At 68.3% G+C, this 19,168-nt stretch carries 20 protein-coding genes; 11 read left to right on the top strand and 9 right to left on the bottom strand.

Annotated elements, in window-relative coordinates:
• The first annotated feature begins 153 nt into the window (after positions 1–153).
• On the top strand, positions 154–1,149 hold the full coding sequence (locus ACFVWG_RS16185; RefSeq protein ID WP_391544071.1) for a hypothetical protein: 996 nt from the start codon (positions 154–156) through the stop codon (positions 1,147–1,149).
• Here ACFVWG_RS16185 and ACFVWG_RS16180 read toward each other — a convergent pair.
• The gene (locus ACFVWG_RS16180; protein WP_391544070.1) at positions 1,099–2,988 is read right to left on the bottom strand and encodes a sensor histidine kinase; all 1,890 of its coding nucleotides are present in this window, start codon (positions 2,986–2,988) and stop codon (positions 1,099–1,101) included. The genes ACFVWG_RS16185 and ACFVWG_RS16180 overlap by 51 nt on opposite strands.
• Positions 2,978–3,664 (bottom strand): response regulator transcription factor, encoded by a 687-nt coding sequence (locus tag ACFVWG_RS16175; RefSeq protein ID WP_391544069.1) that lies wholly within the window; start codon positions 3,662–3,664, stop codon positions 2,978–2,980. The genes ACFVWG_RS16180 and ACFVWG_RS16175 overlap by 11 nt, the downstream gene beginning before the upstream one ends.
• A 113-nt stretch (positions 3,665–3,777) precedes the next feature.
• Here ACFVWG_RS16175 and ACFVWG_RS16170 point away from each other — a divergent pair, with 113 nt between their 5' ends.
• The 4 genes from ACFVWG_RS16170 (at position 3,778) to ACFVWG_RS16155 (ending at position 8,277) form a co-directional block, all read left to right on the top strand.
• A complete protein-coding gene (locus ACFVWG_RS16170) occupies positions 3,778–4,842 on the top strand; it encodes a hypothetical protein (RefSeq protein ID WP_391544068.1) in 1,065 nt (354 codons plus the stop codon).
• Positions 4,839–6,134 (top strand): peptidoglycan-binding protein, encoded by a 1,296-nt coding sequence (locus tag ACFVWG_RS16165; protein ID WP_391544067.1) that lies wholly within the window; start codon positions 4,839–4,841, stop codon positions 6,132–6,134. The genes ACFVWG_RS16170 and ACFVWG_RS16165 overlap by 4 nt, the downstream gene beginning before the upstream one ends.
• Positions 6,135–6,148: 14 nt before the next feature.
• Positions 6,149–6,841, top strand: coding sequence for an ABC transporter ATP-binding protein (locus ACFVWG_RS16160; RefSeq protein ID WP_391544380.1), 693 nt, complete (start codon positions 6,149–6,151; stop codon positions 6,839–6,841).
• 248 nt (positions 6,842–7,089) lie between these two features.
• A complete protein-coding gene (locus ACFVWG_RS16155) occupies positions 7,090–8,277 on the top strand; it encodes an ABC transporter permease (protein WP_391544066.1) in 1,188 nt (395 codons plus the stop codon).
• Here the strand turns inward: ACFVWG_RS16155 and ACFVWG_RS16150 are convergent.
• Together ACFVWG_RS16150 and ACFVWG_RS16145 are read right to left on the bottom strand one after the other, a co-directional pair.
• Positions 8,179–9,507, bottom strand: coding sequence for an MFS transporter (locus tag ACFVWG_RS16150; protein WP_391544379.1), 1,329 nt, complete (start codon positions 9,505–9,507; stop codon positions 8,179–8,181). The genes ACFVWG_RS16155 and ACFVWG_RS16150 overlap by 99 nt on opposite strands.
• A 66-nt stretch (positions 9,508–9,573) precedes the next feature.
• Entirely contained in the window at positions 9,574–10,188 is a 615-nt protein-coding gene (locus ACFVWG_RS16145) for an alpha/beta fold hydrolase (protein ID WP_391544065.1), read from the bottom strand.
• 240 nt (positions 10,189–10,428) lie between these two features.
• Between ACFVWG_RS16145 and ACFVWG_RS16140 the strand changes: the two genes are divergently transcribed.
• Entirely contained in the window at positions 10,429–10,845 is a 417-nt protein-coding gene (locus ACFVWG_RS16140; protein ID WP_391544064.1) for an acyl-CoA thioesterase, read from the top strand.
• Positions 10,842–11,945 carry a zinc-dependent alcohol dehydrogenase family protein gene (locus tag ACFVWG_RS16135; RefSeq protein ID WP_391544063.1) on the top strand — a complete coding sequence of 368 codons (1,104 nt, stop codon included), beginning with the start codon at positions 10,842–10,844 and terminating at the stop codon, positions 11,943–11,945. The genes ACFVWG_RS16140 and ACFVWG_RS16135 overlap by 4 nt, the downstream gene beginning before the upstream one ends.
• Here the strand turns inward: ACFVWG_RS16135 and ACFVWG_RS16130 are convergent.
• Positions 11,934–12,368, bottom strand: a complete 435-nt coding sequence (locus tag ACFVWG_RS16130; RefSeq protein WP_391544062.1) for a YciI family protein — start codon at positions 12,366–12,368, stop codon at positions 11,934–11,936. The two genes, ACFVWG_RS16135 and ACFVWG_RS16130, sit on opposite strands and share 12 nt — an antisense overlap.
• A 165-nt stretch (positions 12,369–12,533) precedes the next feature.
• Between ACFVWG_RS16130 and ACFVWG_RS16125 the strand changes: the two genes are divergently transcribed.
• Complete coding sequence (locus ACFVWG_RS16125; protein ID WP_391544061.1) at positions 12,534–13,961, top strand: PPC domain-containing protein; 1,428 nt, start codon at positions 12,534–12,536, stop codon at positions 13,959–13,961.
• Between the two features lie 91 nt (positions 13,962–14,052).
• Entirely contained in the window at positions 14,053–15,486 is a 1,434-nt protein-coding gene (locus tag ACFVWG_RS16120; RefSeq protein WP_391544060.1) for a pre-peptidase C-terminal domain-containing protein, read from the top strand.
• Positions 15,487–15,546: 60 nt separating this feature from the next.
• Here ACFVWG_RS16120 and ACFVWG_RS16115 read toward each other — a convergent pair whose 3' ends face one another.
• Positions 15,547–16,728, bottom strand: coding sequence for a M20 family metallopeptidase (locus ACFVWG_RS16115; RefSeq protein WP_391544059.1), 1,182 nt, complete (start codon positions 16,726–16,728; stop codon positions 15,547–15,549).
• A 149-nt stretch (positions 16,729–16,877) separates the two neighbouring features.
• Between ACFVWG_RS16115 and ACFVWG_RS16110 the strand changes: the two genes are divergently transcribed.
• Complete coding sequence (locus ACFVWG_RS16110; protein WP_391544058.1) at positions 16,878–17,138, top strand: hypothetical protein; 261 nt, start codon at positions 16,878–16,880, stop codon at positions 17,136–17,138.
• Positions 17,135–17,368: a hypothetical protein gene (locus tag ACFVWG_RS16105; RefSeq protein WP_391544057.1), complete on the top strand. Its 234-nt coding sequence runs from the start codon at positions 17,135–17,137 to the stop codon at positions 17,366–17,368. The genes ACFVWG_RS16110 and ACFVWG_RS16105 overlap by 4 nt, the downstream gene beginning before the upstream one ends.
• Positions 17,369–17,412: 44 nt before the next feature.
• Here ACFVWG_RS16105 and ACFVWG_RS16100 read toward each other — a convergent pair whose 3' ends face one another.
• The 3 genes from ACFVWG_RS16100 to ACFVWG_RS16090 all read right to left on the bottom strand — a co-directional run bounded on the left by ACFVWG_RS16100 (position 17,413) and on the right by ACFVWG_RS16090 (position 18,990).
• Positions 17,413–17,736, bottom strand: a complete 324-nt coding sequence (locus ACFVWG_RS16100; protein ID WP_391544056.1) for a YciI family protein — start codon at positions 17,734–17,736, stop codon at positions 17,413–17,415.
• A 106-nt stretch (positions 17,737–17,842) separates the two neighbouring features.
• A complete protein-coding gene (locus tag ACFVWG_RS16095) occupies positions 17,843–18,802 on the bottom strand; it encodes a hypothetical protein (protein ID WP_391544055.1) in 960 nt (319 codons plus the stop codon).
• Entirely contained in the window at positions 18,799–18,990 is a 192-nt protein-coding gene (locus tag ACFVWG_RS16090) for a hypothetical protein (RefSeq protein WP_391544054.1), read from the bottom strand. Before ACFVWG_RS16090 ends, ACFVWG_RS16095 begins: the two co-directional genes overlap by 4 nt.
• Between the last annotated feature and the right edge of the window lie 178 nt (positions 18,991–19,168).

Here is a 19,168-nt window from a genome sequence, read left to right as displayed (position 1 = left end):
GCCCTCGCATCCCCTGCGAGGGATGCACATCTGGACACCGAGGTCGATCGCAGCCACCTCGGCTAACGTCCGAAAACACGCCGACCATGCACTCCGATCGTTCGGACGTTGCGCGGCGCTCGTCTGTCGGAGGTGGCCGGTAGCGTGCCGCGCATGTTGCCTGCTGCGAGACCGCTGGGGCCTGATGCCGGCGGTCAGTGGGTACGGCGGTGGCTCTCGCCCGAGTGGACACGGATGGTCGACGACTGGGTCACCCGCCGGCTGGAGAGCCCCATCATCGGTGAGCCCGTCACCTACCGGGCGCGGTTCTGGTCTGTGGTGCGCTGCTACGAGACCGCCGAAGGTCTGGTGTGGTTCAAGGAGAACAACCCCGGTCACCTGTTCGAGGCCGGCCTGGTCGCTGAATTGGCGCGGCTCGCGCCGGACGAGGTCATCCTCCCGCTCGCGGTCGACGTGGAACGCGGCTGGCTCCTCACCGCGGATCACGGTACGACGCTCAGCCGTGCTGACGTGGCCGACCAACGGACCCGGTGCGTCGTGGTCGAGGCGCTCGCCCGCTTGCAAAACGCCGTACGGGGTCAGCTGGGGCCGCAGCCCGGCATGGTCACGCTCGCGCCCGCCGACGCCGGGGACCGAGTGCGGGCGATCGCCAGGGAATGGGCGGGGCAACCGCCCGGGCATCCGCTCCGGCTTGAGGCTGACGAACTGCACCAGGCTGAGGCGGCCGCCGACGTACTGGATCGGACCGTTGCCCACCTCAACGTTCCGCTCGGTCTGGAGCTCAACGACGTCTACGCCGCGAACATCTTCGCCGCCGGCCCACGCTTCTTCGACTTCGGCAACGCGATCTGGGGACACCCGGCCGTGTCCCTGCATAGCTTCCTCACCTCGGTCGTCGAGTGGACCGGCGTACCGCTGTCCCAGGCGCATCGCGACGAGTTGTACGACGTCTATCTCACCGTCGCAGGTGGTCGGCGCGACGACGTCGTGGCCACTGAGGTGCTCGAGCGCGTACACCGGCTCGTCGCGTGGGTCCGCCTGATCCCGTACGCCGATCGGGTCGAGCTTCGCTCGCGGGCCAAGATCCCGCGCACGTACCTAGCGGGGATCTGCGGGGATCCACAGGGTGAAGACGGAGCCCTCGCCTAGTTTGCTGGTGACGGTGATGCGGCCTCGGTGGGCTTCGGCGAGGTGCTTGGTGATGGCGAGGCCGAGGCCGCTGCCGCCGGTGGAGCGGCTGCGGGACTGTTCGGCGCGGTAGAAGCGGTCGAACAGGTGTGGGAGGTGCTGTTCGGCGATGCCGGCGCCGTTGTCGGTGACGGTGAGGTTGTAGCCGTCGTTGACGCGGCGGACGCCGACGACGACGGTGCCGCCGGTCGGGGTGAAGCGGATCGCGTTGGAGACGAGGTTGCCGAGGGCTTGGCGCATCCGGGAGCTGTCGACCGAGGCGACGGCCTCAGCCGGTACGTCGGCAGTCAGGGCCACGCCGGCGGTCTCGGCCGCGGGGCGGTGGGCGAGGACGACCTGCTGGGCGAGTTCGCTCAGGTCCCGCGGGGCCGGGTGCAGGCGGAGCATGCCGGCGTCAGCCAGGGCGAGGTCCTGCAGGTCGGCGACGAGGTGTTCGAGCAGGCTGGTCTCCTCCAGCAGCGACGTGACCAGTTCGGCGTCGAGCGGTACGACGCCGTCCTCCGACGCGACCAGGTAGCCCTTGATGTTGGCCAGGGGTGTTCGGAGTTCATGGGCGACATCACTCACCATCGCCTTCCGCTGGAAGTCGCTGCGCTGGATCGACTCGGCCATCGCGTTGAACGCGTGCCCGAGCCGCGAAACCTCGTCCTTGCCCGTGACCGGAACCCGGGCCGCATGGTCCCCGTTCCGCATCCGCTGCGCCGCACCCGTCAGCGCTACGATCGGCCGGACCAGCCGCCGCCCGGTCAGCAACATGACCAGCGCCGCGATCAGCATCACGCCGAGCGCGGTGGCCGCCGTACGGAGCATGCCCTCGCCTGAGAACACGTTGAACGCACTCTTCGACCCCAGATACAGCTTCGCCGCCGGCGCCACGTACGGCGTGATGGCCTGCGACTGAGCGTTGGCAACGCACTGGTAGAACTTGCCGTCCTGGTCTTCGTAGCCCTGTTTCGGGGTTACCGCGTACAGGTCCCCCGGCATCCCGGTCGGCGAAGCGAGGTCGAACGGAATGCCGGCGGTGGTCAGGCACTCGGCCGCCCGCCGGTTCTGGTCGTCGTTGACCAGCTTCGCCTTGGCGCTCGGCGCGTTCAGTTCCGCGGGGTAGCAGGGGTCCTTGACGGGGCCGGCGAACTGCATCTGGAGCGGTGCGGCCGGCTGCACGGTTTCGCCGTCCGACGCCACCGCGGAGTTGCGGGCCAGTAGCGGACTGCCCGCGGGGGTGACCGTGATCGAGGACTCCATTCCGTTCGCCTGGTAACAGCGGTTCGCCGCTTCGGCGAGCGCCTTGCGCTGTTCCTTCTCCGCGTCGCTGAGGCCCCACTGGCCGTCGAGGTACGAGAAGGATGCCTTGGTCACGGTGGCCATCGGCAGCGGCGGGGTGGCGATCGCGCGAGCCGACACAGCCGCCCCGGCGGTGGCGGTGAACGCCATCCCCTGCTGCCGGGCGTCGATGGTTGCCGCGGGCACCGAGGGGAGCTCCGGCGCGGCACCGAGCATTCGGGCCGAGTCCGCGATCACCGTTCCGTCGTCGTTGATCAGCGCGATCCGGCGACCGGTCTCGTCGGCGAGTCGATGGACCTCTTTGTCGACACCGGACCAGCTGGGGTGATTCATCGCGTAGTCGCTGAGCTCGGCGTACACCTGGCCGTCGCTCTGCAACTGACCAGTGTTCGCGTCGATCTCGCCCTGCAGTTTCTCCCGGGTGCTGTACGTCGCGATCACCGCGGTGGCGACGACCGCGCCCAGGGCCACCGCGAGCGAGAGGCCCAGGAACCGGATCAGCAGACTACGACGCATCGGACACCACCTTGTCGGTCAGCTTGTAGCCCACGCCGTACACGGTCTTCAGATAGGTCGACCCACCGAACTTCTTCCGCAGGTTCATCACATGTACGTCGATGGTCCGGTCGAACACGTAGTGGTCGAACCCGAACGCGTGCTCCAGCAACTGCTGCCGCGAGAACGCCCGCCCCGGCGACGCGGCCAGGCACGCGAGGATCTTGAACTCGGCAGGCGTCACCTCCACCAGCTCATCGGTCAGCCGGACCTCGTGCCGGCTCGGGTCGATCTCCAGCGCACCCACCCGGTAGACCTCACCCTCACCACGGCTCCGCGTACGACGCAGTACCGTCCTGACCCGGGCAACCAACTCCCGCGGGTTGTAGGGCTTGGTCACATAGTCGTCCGCGCCCAGATCGAGCCCCAGTAGCAGATCGTCCTCGGTGGACCGCGCTGTCAGCATGATGATCGGTACGTCGCCATCCGCGCGGAGCACGCGGCAGACGTCCAGACCGTCGACCTTCGGCATCATCACGTCGAGCACGAGCAGGTCGGGGCTGCGGCGGCGGGCTTCGTCGATCGCGGCCCGGCCGTCGTGCACCACGACGGTCAGATGGCCCTCGCGCTCGAGGTAGCGCCGGATCAGCTCCGCCTGCTTGACGTCGTCTTCGGCGATCAGGATCCGGGCAGGCATGTCCTTGAATATGACTGAACATGATGAGAATCCGATGAAGATCGACTGAGAGCATCGAGTGCATACCGGTCCTTCACAGGTTCTTCACAGCCCCGGCGGCACGCTCCACTGCTATGAGAACCTCACGGACCGCACTTGCCGCCCTGGCCGTTCTGGCGCTGGCGGCCTGCGGAAACAACCAGGACAAGGCGCCGGTCGCCGGCGACAGCAAGAGCGACAAGAGCCCGCTCGCGGAGTACATGGGTGACGGGTTCGTCAGCGCCGGCGGCGGTGGCATGGTCGCCACCCGCGCCATCGGTGCGGGCAGCCAGGAGCCGACCGAGGCGGACCTGGCCAAGCAGCGCAAGGTCGAGGAGGCGACCGTCAGCTGTATGAAGACGGCCGGCTTCGAGTACGTCGCCGTACCGCCGGAGCAGAAGACCAAGAGCAAGTTCGCCGAGGCGTTCAACCTGCCGCCGGACAAATTCGCTGAGCAGTACGGCTACGGGATCAGCACGATCGACTGGTCCAAGGCCGCTGCCGGGGACGACGCGAACGACCCGAACAAGAAGATCCGCAACGCCCTCTCGCCGTCGGCGCAGAAGGCGTACGACGCGGCGCTGAACGGCAAGGGCGCCGGGAACGGTATGTCGGTCGCGATCCCGATGGACGGTTCGGGCAAGCCGCAGGATGTCGGCTGCCGGGGCAAGGCCTTCAGCGAGGCGTACGGCGACCCGACGAAGCAGCAGGACGACTTCAAGAAGTACGACGCGCTGTTCAAGGACCTGGAGGCCCTGAACAAGCGGATCAACAACGACCAGCAGGTCGTCGACGCGACCAAGGCCTGGTCGGACTGCCTCGCCGATGCCGGCCATTCCGGGTTCACCAAGCTCGAGGAGGCGCGGAACAGCATTCAGAAGAAGCTGGACGAGCTGACCGGCAACAAGCCGGCCGAGCCGGGCAAGTCCGACGGCCCGAGCGCCACGATCGGCGGACCGCCGTCGTTCGACAAGGTCGACGCGGCCAAGCTGGGCGACCTGCGCAAGGCCGAGACCGCGCTCGCGGTGGCCGACCAGAAGTGCAAGGCCACGACGTACGACGAGCCGTACAAGAAGGTGCAGTTCGCCATGGAGAAGGAGTTCGTGGCCCAGCACAAGGCCGAGCTCGAGGCGTACCGGGACGGAATGGCGAACCGATGACCGCAGGTCCCAAGTCGCGGCGCCAGATCCTGGTCGGGGTGGCTGCGCTCGCGGCCACCTCGCTCGGGGTCGGTGTCGTGGCGGGTGCGCGGATCACGTCGCCGGAGGACGCGGCCGCGAAGACCGCCGCCCCGAAGGCGTCCCAGATCACGGTGCCGGTCGAGAAGAAGGCGCTGGCCAGCAAGGTGGTCGGGCGTGGTGACGCGTCGTTCGACGGCGCGGTGAACATCCGCGTCGAGACCAGCGGCCTGACCACGCCGGCGATTGTGACCGGGAAGGTCCCGGCGGTCGCCTCGACCATCACTGAGGGCAAGGCGTTGCTGGAGATCACCGGCCGGCCGGTGATCGCGCTGGCCGGCGTCCTGCCGATGTACCGGGCGCTCGCGCCGGGCAGCAAGGGTCCGGACGTCCTGCAGTTGGAGAAGACGCTGGACCGGCTCGGGTTCGACCCGGGCAGCGTCGACGGCAAATACGACACCGGTACGGCGCGCGCCGTACGGGAACTGTATGAGAAGGCCGGGTACGACGCGCCCGAAGCGGATCAGCCGCTCAAGGATGCGGTGGACGCGGCGAAGAAGAACGTCGACGCGGCCAAGAAGGCACTCCGGCAGGCGCAGTCCCAGCTCGCCCAGGCGCAGAAGGCGCACGCCCCGGACCTCACGGTCCAGAAGGGCGCGGTGACGGACGCCAAGGAGAGCCTGCAGGACGCCCTCGACGCTCAGGACGACGCCGAGCTGAAGGCGGCGACGCCGTTGCCGGTCTCGGAGATCGTCTACGTGAAGTCGCTGCCGCGCCGGGTCGACAAGGTCAACGTCGAGCGCGGCGGTACGGCGAGCGGCACGGTGATGTCGGCCAGTGGCGCGGCCCTGGTCGTTACGGTCAAGGTGGACTCCGCGTCCGCCGAGCACCTGAAGGCGGGCATGGCGGCCGAGCTGACGCTCGGCGACGGCTCGACGGTCAAGGCGAAGGTCAAGCGGCTCAACCGCAAGGGCGACTCGTACGACGTCGTCGTCGGACCCGACAAGCTCAGCGCGAAGCAGCTCGAGCAGCTCCGGGACGCGAACGTGAAGGTGACGATCCCGGTGAAGAGCACGAACGGCAAGGTGCTGACCGTACCGATCGCGGCGCTCTCGGCCGGATCGGACGGCGGCTCACGGGTCGAGGTGCAGCGCAACGGCAAGACCGAGCTGGTCCCGGTCAAGGTCGGGCTGTCGGCGGACGGATTCGCCGCGGTCGAGCCGATCGGCGACGCCAAGCTCGGCGAAGGGGACCAAGTGGTGGTCGGAACATGAGCACGGCGCTGGAGATGTCGCCGGTTGCGGTCGCGCTGCCGGCACCGGTCGTGGAGATGATTGGCGTCCGGCGCGTCTTCCCCGGACCGCCCGAGGTGGAGGCGATCCGGGACGTCGATCTGGTGATCCGGCAGGGTGAGTACCTGTCGATCGTCGGGCCGTCCGGCTCCGGCAAGTCCACGCTGCTGCATTTGCTCGGGCTCCTGGACAACCCAAGTGGCGGGGTCTACCGCCTCGACGGGGTCGACACGATGAGCCTGAAGGAACGGCGGCGCGCCGTACTGCGTGGTGAGCGGATCGGGTTCGTCTTCCAGTCGTTCCACCTGCTCGCGCACCGGACCGTGCTTGAGAACGTCGCGCTTTCGATGGTGTACGTCGGTGTTCCGCGCCGCGAGCGGATGGCACGGGCACGGGTGGCGCTGGAACGCGTCGGCCTCTCGCACCGAATGGACTTCGGCCCGAGCACGCTGTCGGGTGGTGAACGTCAACGCGTTGCCATCGCCCGCGCCCTGGTCGCCGAACCGAGTCTGCTGCTCGCCGACGAACCCACCGGCAACCTGGACAGCGTCAACGCCGAGGCGATCCTCGAGCTCTTCGACGAACTCCACGCCGGCGGCATGACGCTCGCGGTCATCACGCACGACGACCACGTCAGCGAACGTGCCCAGCGCCGCGTCCGCATCGTCGACGGGACTCTCCAATGGTGACCCCACCAGCAGGCCCCCCGGACTCTCCCACCGGCGGGCCGTCCACTCCCGAGCACGGGGCGGTGCCTCGGGAACCCGATCCGGGGCAGGCGACGTCCTCGTCGTCGCCGCCTGCCCCGCGATCGCGGCGACGGGAACGACGTACCGGACGATTGCGGGTTGCTCTTGCACGGTTGATCGGGCGCGGGACTCCAGAGCGATCCGCCGACCCTGCAGGCGTAGGCAGCGGGCGGCGGTCCAGGCCGGCGGTGCGCGACGTCCTGGACGAAGCCCTGGCCGGTGTCGCGGCTCGGCCTACTCGACTGATCCTGACGACACTGGGCACGGTGCTCGGTGTTGCCGCGCTCGTCGGGACCGTGGGGCTCGGGCAGACCGCGGCCGGGCAGATCAGCGAGAAGTTCGATCTGGCGCAGGCGACCCGGGTGGTCGTGGAGCCGGAGGACAAGAACGGCCAGGAAGGTGAGGCGGCGGCCGAACTGCCGTGGGACGCACCCGACCGGCTCGGCAAGCTGAACGGCGTCGACGCGGTCGGCACAGTGAGCACGCTCGATGTCGGTGGCGACCTGGTCAGCAGTGTGGCCGGGCTGAACGGTGGCGAGGGCAAGGCGCTCACGGTGATGTCGGGTTCGGCCGGCCTGTTCGACGCGATCCGCGCCGTCCTGAAGACCGGGCGGTTCTTCGACGCCGGTCACGACCAGCGCGGGGACAAGGTCGTTGTCCTCGGCAAGCATGCGGCCGAGCGGCTCGGCATCAACCGGGTGGACTCGGCACCGGCCGTGTTCATCGGCGACGAGCCCTACACCGTGATCGGCATCCTCGACTCGGTCAGCGGTCGCGCCGAGCTCAACGACGCGGTGATCATGCCGAACGGGACGGCCAAGGCGGCGTACAAGCTGAAGTCCCCGGACGCGGTCGAGATCCGTACGGCGGTCGGTGCTGCGCAACTGATCGCCGGTCAGGCTCCGAAAGCGCTGCAGCCGAACGACCCGAGCACGCTCAAGGTCGACTCACCCCCGAAGCAGGGTGCGGTCCGCAAGGGCGTCGAGGGCGACCTGAACGCGCTGTTCCTGCTGCTCGGCGCGGTCGCGCTGCTCGTCGGCGGTCTCGGCATCGCCAACGTCACGCTGCTCTCGGTCCTCGAACGGATCGGCGAGATAGGACTCCGCCGGGCCCTGGGCGCCGCGCGACGACACATTGCCGCGCAGTTCCTGGTCGAGAGTGTGATCGTGGGACTGCTCGGTGGACTACTCGGTACGGCGGTCGGCGTGCTGCTCACCGTCGGGGTGTCGTTCGCGAAGGACTGGACGCCGATCCTGGACAACTCGCTCGCGTTCGGGTCACCCCTGCTGGGCGCGGTCATCGGCCTGATCGCCGGGACCTACCCCGCCTGGAAGGCCTCCGCCATCCAGCCGATCACCGCGCTGCGCGGCGCGTGAGTAGAGCACGGCGGTCGCCGCGAAGCCGAGCGCGATAAAGGCCAGCACCGGGTACGACTTCCCGTTGTCGGGCAGGATCACCGCACCGAGCGCGGCCGCGGAGACCTGCCCGACATTGAAGATCATGTCGTAGAGCGAGAAGACGCGGCCGCGGAAGACGTCGTCGACCTTCGTCTGCACGAGGGTGTCGACGCTGATCTTCACGCCCTGCGCGCAGAACCCGGTGAGGAACCCGCCGACGATCAGCGCCGGCTGCGTGAACAGCCCGAGCGGTACGACGGTCACCACCGCGGCGCCGATGAACAACAGCGTGATCCACCGCCGCAGCGGCATCACCCGGGTCGCCCACGGCGTGACGAGCGCGGCCACGAAGATGCCGGCCCCGACCATCCCGGTCGCGATCGCCAGAGCGCCGAACGCCTGGTCCAGCTGACCTGGGCCGTAGAAGTAGTTGCGGTAGAGCAGGATCATCGCGACGGTGATCAGCCCGAAGAAGAACCGCAGCGAGCCGATCGCCGCGAGCCCGAGCGCGGCCTGTCGCCGCTCACGCAAGTGGCGGCCGCCATCCAGCAAGCCCTTCGCGATCGTCCGCATTGCTTCGAGCAGACCTGGCTCATCGCCTTGCAGATCCGGTCCGAGCTGGTCCCTGCGCAGTCTGAGCGCGAGCAGTGCGGCGGCGACGTAGACGAGCACCGTCAGCCCCAGTACGGCGAGATCGGAGTCGACCACGATCTTCACCCCGGCCCCGACCCCGCCGCCGATCAGGAAGGACGCCGTACCGGATGTCGGTGTGACGGCGTTTGCCATCACCAGCTCGTCGCGCTCGACCACATGCGGCAGCCCGGCCGACAGGCCCGACAGCAGGAACCTGTTCACGCCGAGGGTCAGCAAGACGCCCAGGTAGAACGGCACGCCGGCATTGCCTGCCGCAACGATCACTCCGACGACACAGACGAGTGCCGCTCGGGTCAGGTTGGCGCCGAAGAGGATTTGCCGCCGTGACCAGCGGTCCAGCAGTACGCCGGTGAACGGGCCCAGCACGGAGTAGGGGAGCAGCGCTACCGCGAACAGCCCAGCGATGGCCGCGGCATCCGGTGCCCGCTCCGGCGAGAAGAGTACGTATGACGCCAGCGCGACCTGGAAGACCCCGTCGCCGAACTGCGACGTCAACCGCACCGCGAACAGGCGCCGGAAATCCCGCCGTCGCAGCAACGTCCCGAGGTCCCGCATGAACCGCACGCCCGCACTCTAGCCCGGGTTGGTGCACGCTAGACCTCTAGTGCGCACTAGCGCCTGCTAGCTCTCCAGATAGTCGGCCAGCGCGGTCGGGTGCCCCAGCATCGGGAAGTGTGCCCCAGGCATTTCGTCGGGCACCACGCCCAGTCGCTCCCGCGTCACCCTGCGCAGGAACTCCGCCGGAAACAACCGATCGTCCCGCGCGATCACCACCCGCGTCCGGTCCGGCCACCCCTTGAAGTCACACGGATCATTCATCGGCCCACGCGACTGCTCCCGCAGGTGACTCCGCGCCTCAGCCGCCAGCTCCGCCGGCAGGTCGTGGAAGAACACATCCCCCTCCGCCGACTCGTACTCCGTGTTCTTCCACCATTCGCTGATGCGCTCACCCGGCACCGGAACCATCGCCGCGACCAGCACGAGCTCCCGCACCGCCAGCCGCTCACACACGAGCACCCCGGTGAACGCACCTAACGAATGCGCCACCACCGTCACCGGCTCCCCCTCCGGTACGGCGCTCACCACCGCGTCGACGTACTGACCAAGCCCGGCGGCCGGATCCTCACACGGTAGATCGGGCGCAATCACCTCATGCCCGCGCTGAGTGAGCTCAGCGGTGAGCGCGTGCCAATGCCACGCCGAACTGGCCGCACCGTGGATCACAACGAAACGCATGCCCGAACCCTATGCCGTGCTCACCATCGAGCGGTCGCTCACCTTGAGCACCCCTCAACCGTTTTCTGGCCGGCCAAATGGTTGAACCGTGCTCAAGGTCGGTTGGCCGGTTCACTTTGTGCACCGCTCGACCACTTTCTGGGCGGGCGAGTGGTTGAACCGTGCTCAAGGTCGGTTGGCTGGTACGGCGTGCCTTCGGGCGACGTCGCGCCGGCTACGAGCCGCGCTTATGGTGGCTGGATGGACCGGGCCGGTTTCAAGCACTTCCTGCCGATCACGCTGCGGTGGAAGGACAACGACGTCTACGGGCATGTGAACAACGTCGAGTACTACAGCTTCTTCGACACCGTGATCAACGACTTCCTGATCCGCAGTGGCGGGCTGGACATCCACGGTGGTGCGGTGATCGGGTTGTGTGTGGACTCGCAGTGCACGTTCAAGGCGTCGCTGGAGTTTCCGGGCGTGGTCGACGCCGGGCTGCGGGTCGGCCAGTTGGGGAACTCGAGCGTGCGCTACGACATCGGCCTGTTCCGGGAGGGCGCCGACGAGCCGGCCGCGACCGGGCGGTTCGTGCACGTGTTCGTGGACCGGAAGGACAGGCGGCCGGTCCCGATTCCGGATCGCCTGCGCGAGGCTCTGGAGGGAATCACCGGATGATCGTGCGCGGCGCCGTACTGCGGGAGATGGGTCTACCTAAGCCGTACGCCGACTCCCGGCCACTGCAGATCGAGGAGGTCGACCTGGCACCGCCCGGGCCCGGTGAGCTCCTGGTCCGCATCCGCGCCGCAGGGCTGTGTCACTCGGACCTGTCGGTCATCGACGGCTCACGGCCACGCGTGATGCCGATGCTGCTCGGCCACGAGGCGACGGGTGAGGTGGTCCAGTCAGAGGCTCCTGGGTTCGCTGCGGGTGATGCGGTCGCCTTCGCGTTCGTGCCCGCCTGTGGCTCATGCGGTCCGTGTGCGGAAGGACGTGCTGCGCTGTGTGAGCCAGGTGCCGCCGCGAACACGGCCGGCACCCTACTGTCCGGCGTACGGCGCTTGGACGGGGTGCACCATCATCTCGGCGTCTCCGGCTTCGCTGACCACGCAGTCGTGTCAGCGCGGTCCGCAGTGAAGATTGACCCCGCGCTGCCGCCTGAGATCGCCGCCCTCTTCGGCTGCGCAGTAATGACCGGCGTGGGCGCAGTGGTGAACACTGCGCAGGTCCGCGCCGGTCGGAGTGCGGTCGTGTTCGGTCTCGGCGGGGTCGGCCTGTCCGCGTTGCTCGGCGCCGTACTGGTTGGTGCGCATCCCCTGGTCGCGGTGGACGTCGTACCGGAGAAGCTTGAGCTGGCCCGTGCGCTCGGTGCCACGCACACCGTTGCCGCTGGCCCCGACACCGTCGAGGAGGTTCGTGCGGCGACGTCCGGCGGTGCTGACTACGCCTTCGAGACGGTCGGCAGTGGGAAGGTGCTCGAGCAGGCGTACGCCGCCACCCGCCGCGGCGGCACCACCGTTACGGTCGGTCTTCCGCACCCGTCGCAGACCTTCAGCGTGCCCGCGGTCAGCCTCGTCGCCGAGGAGCGCACCGTGAAAGGCTCCTACCTCGGCTCCGCTATCCCGAGCCGCGACATCCCGCGCTACATCGCCCTCTACCAGGCCGGCCGGCTCCCGGTGGACCGCTTGCTCACCGCAACCGTTGGTCTCGACAACCTCAACGAAGCCTTCGACACCCTCGCCGCCGGTACGTCGATCCGCCAGGTGCTAGTCCTCTGAACGACCTTCCAGTACGGCGAACGTGTGTGCCTCGCGCTCTCGCGCCTTCGATGTGAAGTTGTCGCCGAAGTCGTCAGCTGTCGCGACCCGGCGCAGTTCGATCCCGGCCGTGTTGCCGTGGTCGGCGGCGAAGCAGCGCTCGGCCCACGCCTGCGCCTCCGCGCGGGACTCGACCTCGATCAGGCAGAACCCGGCGATCAGTTCCTTCGTCTCCGCGAACGGCCCATCGACGATCCGCGCCTTCCCGCCGTCCGGCACCAACCGGAACCCCTCCGAGCTCGGCAGCAGCCCCTCGCCCGCGAGCAGGACGCCCTGCTCGGCCATCTCGGCCATCACCTGAGTCATCTCGTTCAGGCTCTGTTCGCTCGGCTGCTCCCATGCCTCGGAGCCCGCGCTCGCCCGCATCATCATCACGTATCGCATGGGCCCCATCCTGTGGCCGGAAGCGGTCACAGCCAACGTTAAATCCGCCGAAAAATGTATACAGCGGGGCAACGCATCAGGCAGGCTACGCACAGTGCGGTCTCGCATACCGCTCGTGAGGCAATGTCAAGTGAGACACGCGGAGTCCCTGAGGAGGACCCCTCTATGCACACCCGCCCCCGCCGCATCGGTGCCCTGGTCGGCGCCGGCGCCGTAGCGTTCGGCGCCCTGGCTGTCGTGGCCGGCAACGCGGCCGACGCCCAGCAGCCCGCCCCCACTCCGATCGACCAGCTGCTCGGCTCCGAGCTTCAGGGCAAGGCCGCGCTCGGCCGTGTCCAGTCCCGGCTCACGGAGCTTGCCGACCGCAACGGGATCGCCGCCGCCAAGCTGCAGCAGATCCTGGCCACCGACAAGACCAGCTGGCTCGACCGCGACGGCAAGCTCTTCTTCCGCGAGCCGACCACTGGTGCGAAGACCACGACCGCCGTCTCCCCGCGCTGGGCTGTGAAAGCCGTTGCCGGGGCCACCGGTCCGGCGTTCGAGCTGCACAGCAAGCCCGGCTCGAACCGCGTGATCTACCTGGACTTCGACGGCCACACCATCTCCGGGACGGCCTGGAACACCGGCGGCAAGCCCGCGACGGTCAACGTCACCGCGTACGACACCGACGGCAACACGAACAACTGGAGCACCGCGGAACAGGACGTCGTACGGGATGTCTGGGCCCGGGTCTCTGAGGACTACGCGCCGTTCGACGTGGACGTCACCACGCAGGCACCGGCCGAGGCCGCGATCACTCGCTCTGGTTCGTCTGACCAGCAGTTCGGCACGCGCGTGGTGATCGACCCGACCACCTGGTACCAATCCGGTTGTGGTTGCGGTGGTGTCGCCTACGTCGGCGTCTACGACAACACGAGCCAGCACGCGTACTACCAGCCCGCTCTCGTCTTCACCAAGGGTGTCGGCACCGGCGCGAAGAACATCGCCGAGGCAGCAGCCCACGAGGCCGGTCACAACGTCGGCCTGAGCCACGACGGTACGGCGTCGGTCGGGTACTACGCCGGTCACGGCGCCTGGGCCCCGATCATGGGCGTCGGCTACTCCAAGGCGATCAGCCAGTGGAGCAAGGGCGAGTACACCGGAGCCAACAACAAGGAAGACGACTTCACGGTCATCGGCCAGAACGGCCTCGCACTGCGCGCCGACGACCACGGCAACGGTACGGCGGACGCCAGCGCGCTCACGCTCGGTACGGCGACCTCCGGCATCTACGCCAATGACTCGGACGTCGACGTGTTCCGGATCGACCTGGCCGCCGGCACCTTCAACTTCGCCGCCACATCCGGTGGCGACGTGGACATCAAGCTCCAGCTGCTCGACTCGGCCGGCAACGTCGTCGTCACCGCCGACCCGGCCGCCGGACAGTCCAACTCGGCGACCCCGACCGGCCTGAGCGCGAGCATCAGCCGTCAGGTCGCGGCGGGCCGCTACTACCTGCGGGTCGACAACGTCGGCTACGGCAACCCGCTGAACACCGGCTATTCGACGTACGGGAGCCGTGGCAAGTACACGGTGCGTGTGACGGCCGGCTAGTACCAGAGCAACCCGGGGCCGTCGTTCCCACCGAGATCGACGGCCCCGGGGTTTCTGGGGGGATCAACCGCCCAACCCCTGGAGGACCTTCGTGAGGAAACAACTCCGCCGTACCGGCGCGCTCGCATGCACCGGTGCAGTGATCTTCGGCGGCCTGGCCGTCGCAGCCGGCGCCCGCGCCGACGCACAGCTCACGCCGATCGACCAACTGCTCGGACAGCCCACTCCGGGCGTCACGGCGCTGGCCAAGGTGCAGAGCCGGCTGGCCGAGGTGGCCGCGACCAACGGTCTGCCGACTGACCAGCTGCAGCGCATCCTGGCCACCGACAAGACCGCCTGGCTCGATGCCGGCAGCCGCCTGTTCTACCGCGAGCCGCAGCTCTCCCCGACGCAGAAGTCCGAAGAGGCTTCGCCGCGCTGGGCCACCGACGCGGTTGCCGGCGCGACCGGTCCGGCGTTCGAGCTGCACAGCAAGCCCGGTTCCAACCGGGTGCTCTACCTGGACTTCGACGGCCACACCATCACCGGTACGGCGTGGAACGCGGCGAAGTCGATCGACCCGGTGAACGTCTCGGCGTACGACACCGACGGCGACCCGGCCAACTACAGCACCGCCGAGCAGGACGTCGTACGGGATGTTTGGGCGCGGGTTGCGGAGGACTACGCGACCTTCGACGTCGACGTCACCACGCAGGCTCCCGCCCAGTCCGCGATCGACCGGTCCGGGTCAGCGGACCTGCAGTACGGAACGCGCGTGCTGATCGACCCGGACACCTGGTACCAGTCCGGCTGTGGTTGTGGCGGCGTCGCGTACGTCGGTGTCTACGACAACAGCAGCCAGCACGACTACTACCAGCCGGCGCTGGTCTTCACCAAGGGCGTCGGGACCGGTGCGAAGAACCTCGCCGAGGCGGCCTCGCACGAGGCCGGTCACAACGTCGGCCTCAGCCACGACGGCACCTCGACCGTCGGCTACTACCAGGGCCACGGCTCCTGGGCGCCGATCATGGGCGTCGGGTACTACCGCGGCATCAGCCAGTGGAGCAAGGGCGAGTACGCCGACGCGAACAACAAGGAAGACGACTACGGCGTCGTCGGCACCCACGGCCTCGCCCTGCGCGCGGACGAAGCCGGTGACACCACGTCTGCCGCTGCTGCACTGACCGTCGGTACGCCGGTCACGGGCTACATCGCCGCCGAGACCGACACCGACGTCTACAAGGTCACGGTCGGTGCCGCAGGCAACTACACGGCGACCGCGAACGCGGCGGCCTCCGGTGGGAACCTGGACATCAAGCTCGATCTGTTGAACAGCGCCGGCACCGTCGTCGCCTCGGCCGACCCGGCCTCGGGCCAGACCGACGCCGCCACTCCGACCGGCCTCAGTGCGTCGGTCACCGCCAACCTGGCGGCCGGCACCTACTACCTCCGGATCGACAACGTCGGGTACGGCGACCCGCTGAACACGGGCTACTCGACGTACGGCAGCCGCGGCGCCTACACCGTCAACATCGCGACCGCCTGACCCACTGAACCCCTGCGGCTGGCCAACATCTGGCGTAGGCCAGCCGCAGGTCAGGTCAGCTCAGCTCAGATGCGAGACCGCCAGCTGAGCCAGTGCGGCTGCTTGCAGCGGAAGCACCCCATCGTCGAACCGGACGATGCTCGAGTGATTCGACGGCGCCTCACCGGCCGGTACGTCGTCTGGCCGCGCACCGAGCATGATGAACGTGCCCGGCACCTCCTGGAGCACCATCGAGAAGTCCTCGGCACCCATCAACGGGTTGGCGATCGGCTCCACGTGCTCGGGGCCGAAGAGGGTAGTGAGCTCGCTGAGTGCGTGCTGGGTGCGGTCGGCGTCGTTGATGGTCACCGGGTACTGCAGGTCGAGCGCCGCGTCGACCGTGCACCCGTGCGCCTTGGCAATCGACTCCGCGAGTGCGGGCAGCTCCTGGCTCAGCTGCGCGAAGGTCTCGTTCGAGAGGGTCCGGACGGTGGCGCCGAGCTTCGCCGAGTTCGGGATCACGTTGATCGCGACACCCGCCGACAACTGCGTGACCGTGATGACCACCGGGTCGAACACATTCACCCGCCGCGTCACATACGTCTGCAACGCCGACACCAGCTCCGCGATCACCGGCACCGGATCCGCGGTCGTGTGCGGCGTCGACCCGTGCCCACCTCGGCCGTGCACGGTGATGTGCAGCTGATTCGAACCGGCCATCATCGTCCCCGGCCGAGTCTGGAACAGTCCCTTCGCCGCCAGCGACCACACATGCACGGCGTACGCGGCGATCGGCTTGTCACCACTCGCCTGCAGCAAGCCCTCCCGCAGCATGTACCCCGCACCACCCAGCCCTTCCTCACCCGGCTGGAACATGAACACGACGTTCCCCTGCAGCTCCTCACGATGCGCACTCAGCAACTGCGCGGCACCCACCAACCCGGCCGTGTGCAGATCATGGCCGCAGGCATGCATGTTCCCGTTCTCCGCCGCGAACGCCAGCCCGGTCTCCTCGACCACCGGCAGCGCGTCCATATCCCCGCGCAACAACACCGTGGGCCCCGGCCGCCCACCCCGCAACACCCCAACCACCGACGTCACCTCACGCCCGGTCGAGATCTCCAACGGCAGCCCGGCCACTGCGTCCAGCACCTTCGCCTGAGTCCGCGGCAACACCAACCCCACCTCAGGATCCCGATGCAACTCCCGCCGCAGCTCCACCAACCCAGCCGCCAGCCCGCCACTCTCCCGCACCAGATCCATCCGGCCACCGTACCCGCCCACCCGGTCGCCGAAATGGTGCATCGAAATCGGTGCCCTGCGAACTCCGTGGTCGGTCTGCGTGGCATTCGCTACGGTGACGAGATGGCCGGTCGGATCGTGAACTCGTCCAGAGACTGCGGGGGTGCGCTATGATTCATCTGCGGTGGGAGGAGGTCGAGAACTTCTTCGACCCCGAGCTGATGGGTGCTCTGCCGGACCTGTGGATACCGGGTAGCTCGGTCGAGGACTGGCAGTCGGTCTTCGACCTCGTGCAGTCGAGTGAATGGACCTGGACATACCGAGTGGGGGAAGAGCCGAGCCCCTGCCGACCGCCGCGGAGGTACTCTCACGGCCCGCCGATGCGGAGACTGTTGACCTACACGTCGATCCGGTCCCGGGTGTGCGAGTGATCTTCCGACCGATGCAGTCCGCGGACGTCAACTTCGACGTCGACCTGCGCGAGCTCCAGGGGCAGCAGGGGGTCGACATCCTGTGCGCCCTCCTCTGCACGCTCGGCCGTCGGCTGGCCAAGCCGGTGCTCATGGGTGACGAGGCCGGCTGGGGCCGGGACCAGCCAGTACTCGGCTTCGACCCCGTCGCCGACGGTGTGGTCCTGCTGGCCGACCCACGGCTCCATTGAGCACCGGTCCCACCACCGGTCATAGGCCGGCCCGCGACCGCCACCTACTGGAACGGGCGGAGTTCGATCTTGCGGTCGCAGATGTTCGAGGCTTGGGTGGCGAGGTCCTGGGCCAGCTCCGGAGTGGGGACCTCCCAGACCCAGACGCCGGCGAGGTACTCCTTGGACTCGACGAAGGGCCCGTCGCTGACGATCGCCGCATCGCCGCGGTTGTCGATGACGGTGGCGGCGGTGGTGTCGGCGAGACCGCCGGCGAAGACCCAGTAGCCGTCCGCGATCAGGCGCTCGTTGAACTCGCTGATCGCAGGCTGCCGGTCGATGCTGCCGGGGGTGTCCTTGTCATCGATCACGGAAACCAGATATCGCACCTGAACTCAGCTCCTTGAGACGTCATGACGGTCGGTACATCGCTCTGAGATTCCACACCGTCGCACATCACGGTGTCTTGGACCCTCATCCCTACGACGAACCCGCCTACCCCAATCCGACACCACCACCGCCCCCTGCTCGAGAACCCCGAACAGCCCCGACCGTCGTGAGCGTCCCCCGGGCAGCCGGGGTGGGTCTTGGGGTGGGTAGGCCGGCGAAGGCGGCTTGGGTGGGGTGGGGGATCTGGCGATGGGTGTAGTGGGACTCGGCTCGGGTGATTTCGGAGTGGAGGTGGGAGAGGAAGGCTTGGGTTGTTGTTTGGGCTCGGACGGTTGCTTGGGGGTGGGGGAGGAGGAGGTGGGCGTCGAGGGTGGGGAGGGAATCGCGGAGGAGGGATTCGAGGTGGAGGCGGGTCTGGGGGCCGGACGGTTCCAGGTCGGGGAGGCGGCTGGAGTTGTAGTAGAGGACGGCGAGCAGCTCGACCTGGCGCTCGGCGGTCTGGTTGTTGAGCGCGGTGAGGACCGTGCCGGGTTTCAGGTCGGCTCGGGACTCCAGGTCGGTGCAGAGCATTCGGACGGCGGCGACGTACGGCGCGTAATGGCCGTTGGTGCGGAAGGAATCGATGCCAGGGGCAACCTTGTCGACGCCCAGGTGGTGCAGGTACTCGTTGAGGTGGTCCTGTGCCCAGGCTTCGGCGACGCCTTCCTCCAGTTGGCGACTGCCGGGGCGGACGAAGGCGGCGCGGGCCGCCTCCTGGGTCGCGCCGGCGGGGCCGAGGAAGTGCGAGTGTTCGTGCAGGATCGTGGCGAACGCCTCGCGGTACCGGGCGAGTTGTGGAGTTGGATGTCGTTTGCCGGCCAGGGCGTATATCTCCCGGAGTGGATCGAGGATGTACTCGCGGTCGAGGTGCAGTGTCCCGTCCCAGTGCGCGAGCCCCAGCACGTCGTCGACCGACTCGACGACCTGACCGTTCCAAGCGCTCTGCTGCGCCCCCGATAGGTCGAGCGCAGCCTGCCCACTGCGCAGCAGAAGCTCCTCGAGCGAAGCCGGTTTGGGGTCACTCACGGCCGGTACGCCGTGGCGAGCCGGATCAGCGAGTCCGCCGACCGATGCAGATTGGCTCGCTCGACCGGGCTCGCGGTCGCATCGGCCATCTGTCGCAGCTCGGCAACCAGCCGCTCCGCGCGCGCTCTGTGCTCGGCTGCACTGCTCCGTGGCCGGCCAGTGCTCTGGGTTGTCTCGACGTGCTCCATGGTTTCTCCTCCGAGTTCGGATCTCGGCGGAGAACATACGGAGATTCACCCCCTCCCCAACACCAAACTTCCCACCTGTGGATAACCGCCCCGTCCGCTCCCGACCACGCCCGCTGTGTGGAAACAAATTGCCAGCCGGTGCACATTTCCTTCCACAAAGGCACGGTTCTTGCGGGTG

Source organism: Kribbella sp. NPDC058245 (assembly GCF_042882005.1).
GTDB lineage: Bacteria > Actinomycetota > Actinomycetes > Propionibacteriales > Kribbellaceae > Kribbella.
This window is presented reverse-complemented; position numbering and strand designations above follow the sequence as displayed.

What these genes read in the sequence shown, in the direction of transcription:
- ACFVWG_RS16160 (WP_391544380.1), top strand. Translation starts at nt 6,149, where the DNA reads ATGTCGCCGGTTGCGGTCGCGCTGCCGGCACCGGTCGTGGAGATGATT.
- ACFVWG_RS16150 (WP_391544379.1), bottom strand. Translation starts at nt 9,507, where the DNA reads ATGCGGGACCTCGGGACGTTGCTGCGACGGCGGGATTTCCGGCGCCTG.
- ACFVWG_RS16090 (WP_391544054.1), bottom strand. Translation starts at nt 18,990, where the DNA reads ATGGAGCACGTCGAGACAACCCAGAGCACTGGCCGGCCACGGAGCAGT.
- ACFVWG_RS16115 (WP_391544059.1), bottom strand. Translation starts at nt 16,728, where the DNA reads ATGGATCTGGTGCGGGAGAGTGGCGGGCTGGCGGCTGGGTTGGTGGAG.
- ACFVWG_RS16135 (WP_391544063.1), top strand. Translation starts at nt 10,842, where the DNA reads ATGATCGTGCGCGGCGCCGTACTGCGGGAGATGGGTCTACCTAAGCCG.
- ACFVWG_RS16170 (WP_391544068.1), top strand. Translation starts at nt 3,778, where the DNA reads ATGAGAACCTCACGGACCGCACTTGCCGCCCTGGCCGTTCTGGCGCTG.
- ACFVWG_RS16110 (WP_391544058.1), top strand. Translation starts at nt 16,878, where the DNA reads ATGATTCATCTGCGGTGGGAGGAGGTCGAGAACTTCTTCGACCCCGAG.
- ACFVWG_RS16130 (WP_391544062.1), bottom strand. Translation starts at nt 12,368, where the DNA reads ATGCGATACGTGATGATGATGCGGGCGAGCGCGGGCTCCGAGGCATGG.
- ACFVWG_RS16180 (WP_391544070.1), bottom strand. Translation starts at nt 2,988, where the DNA reads ATGCGTCGTAGTCTGCTGATCCGGTTCCTGGGCCTCTCGCTCGCGGTG.
- ACFVWG_RS16175 (WP_391544069.1), bottom strand. Translation starts at nt 3,664, where the DNA reads ATGCCTGCCCGGATCCTGATCGCCGAAGACGACGTCAAGCAGGCGGAG.
- ACFVWG_RS16145 (WP_391544065.1), bottom strand. Translation starts at nt 10,188, where the DNA reads ATGCGTTTCGTTGTGATCCACGGTGCGGCCAGTTCGGCGTGGCATTGG.
- ACFVWG_RS16125 (WP_391544061.1), top strand. Translation starts at nt 12,534, where the DNA reads ATGCACACCCGCCCCCGCCGCATCGGTGCCCTGGTCGGCGCCGGCGCC.
- ACFVWG_RS16140 (WP_391544064.1), top strand. Translation starts at nt 10,429, where the DNA reads ATGGACCGGGCCGGTTTCAAGCACTTCCTGCCGATCACGCTGCGGTGG.
- ACFVWG_RS16165 (WP_391544067.1), top strand. Translation starts at nt 4,839, where the DNA reads ATGACCGCAGGTCCCAAGTCGCGGCGCCAGATCCTGGTCGGGGTGGCT.
- ACFVWG_RS16185 (WP_391544071.1), top strand. Translation starts at nt 154, where the DNA reads ATGTTGCCTGCTGCGAGACCGCTGGGGCCTGATGCCGGCGGTCAGTGG.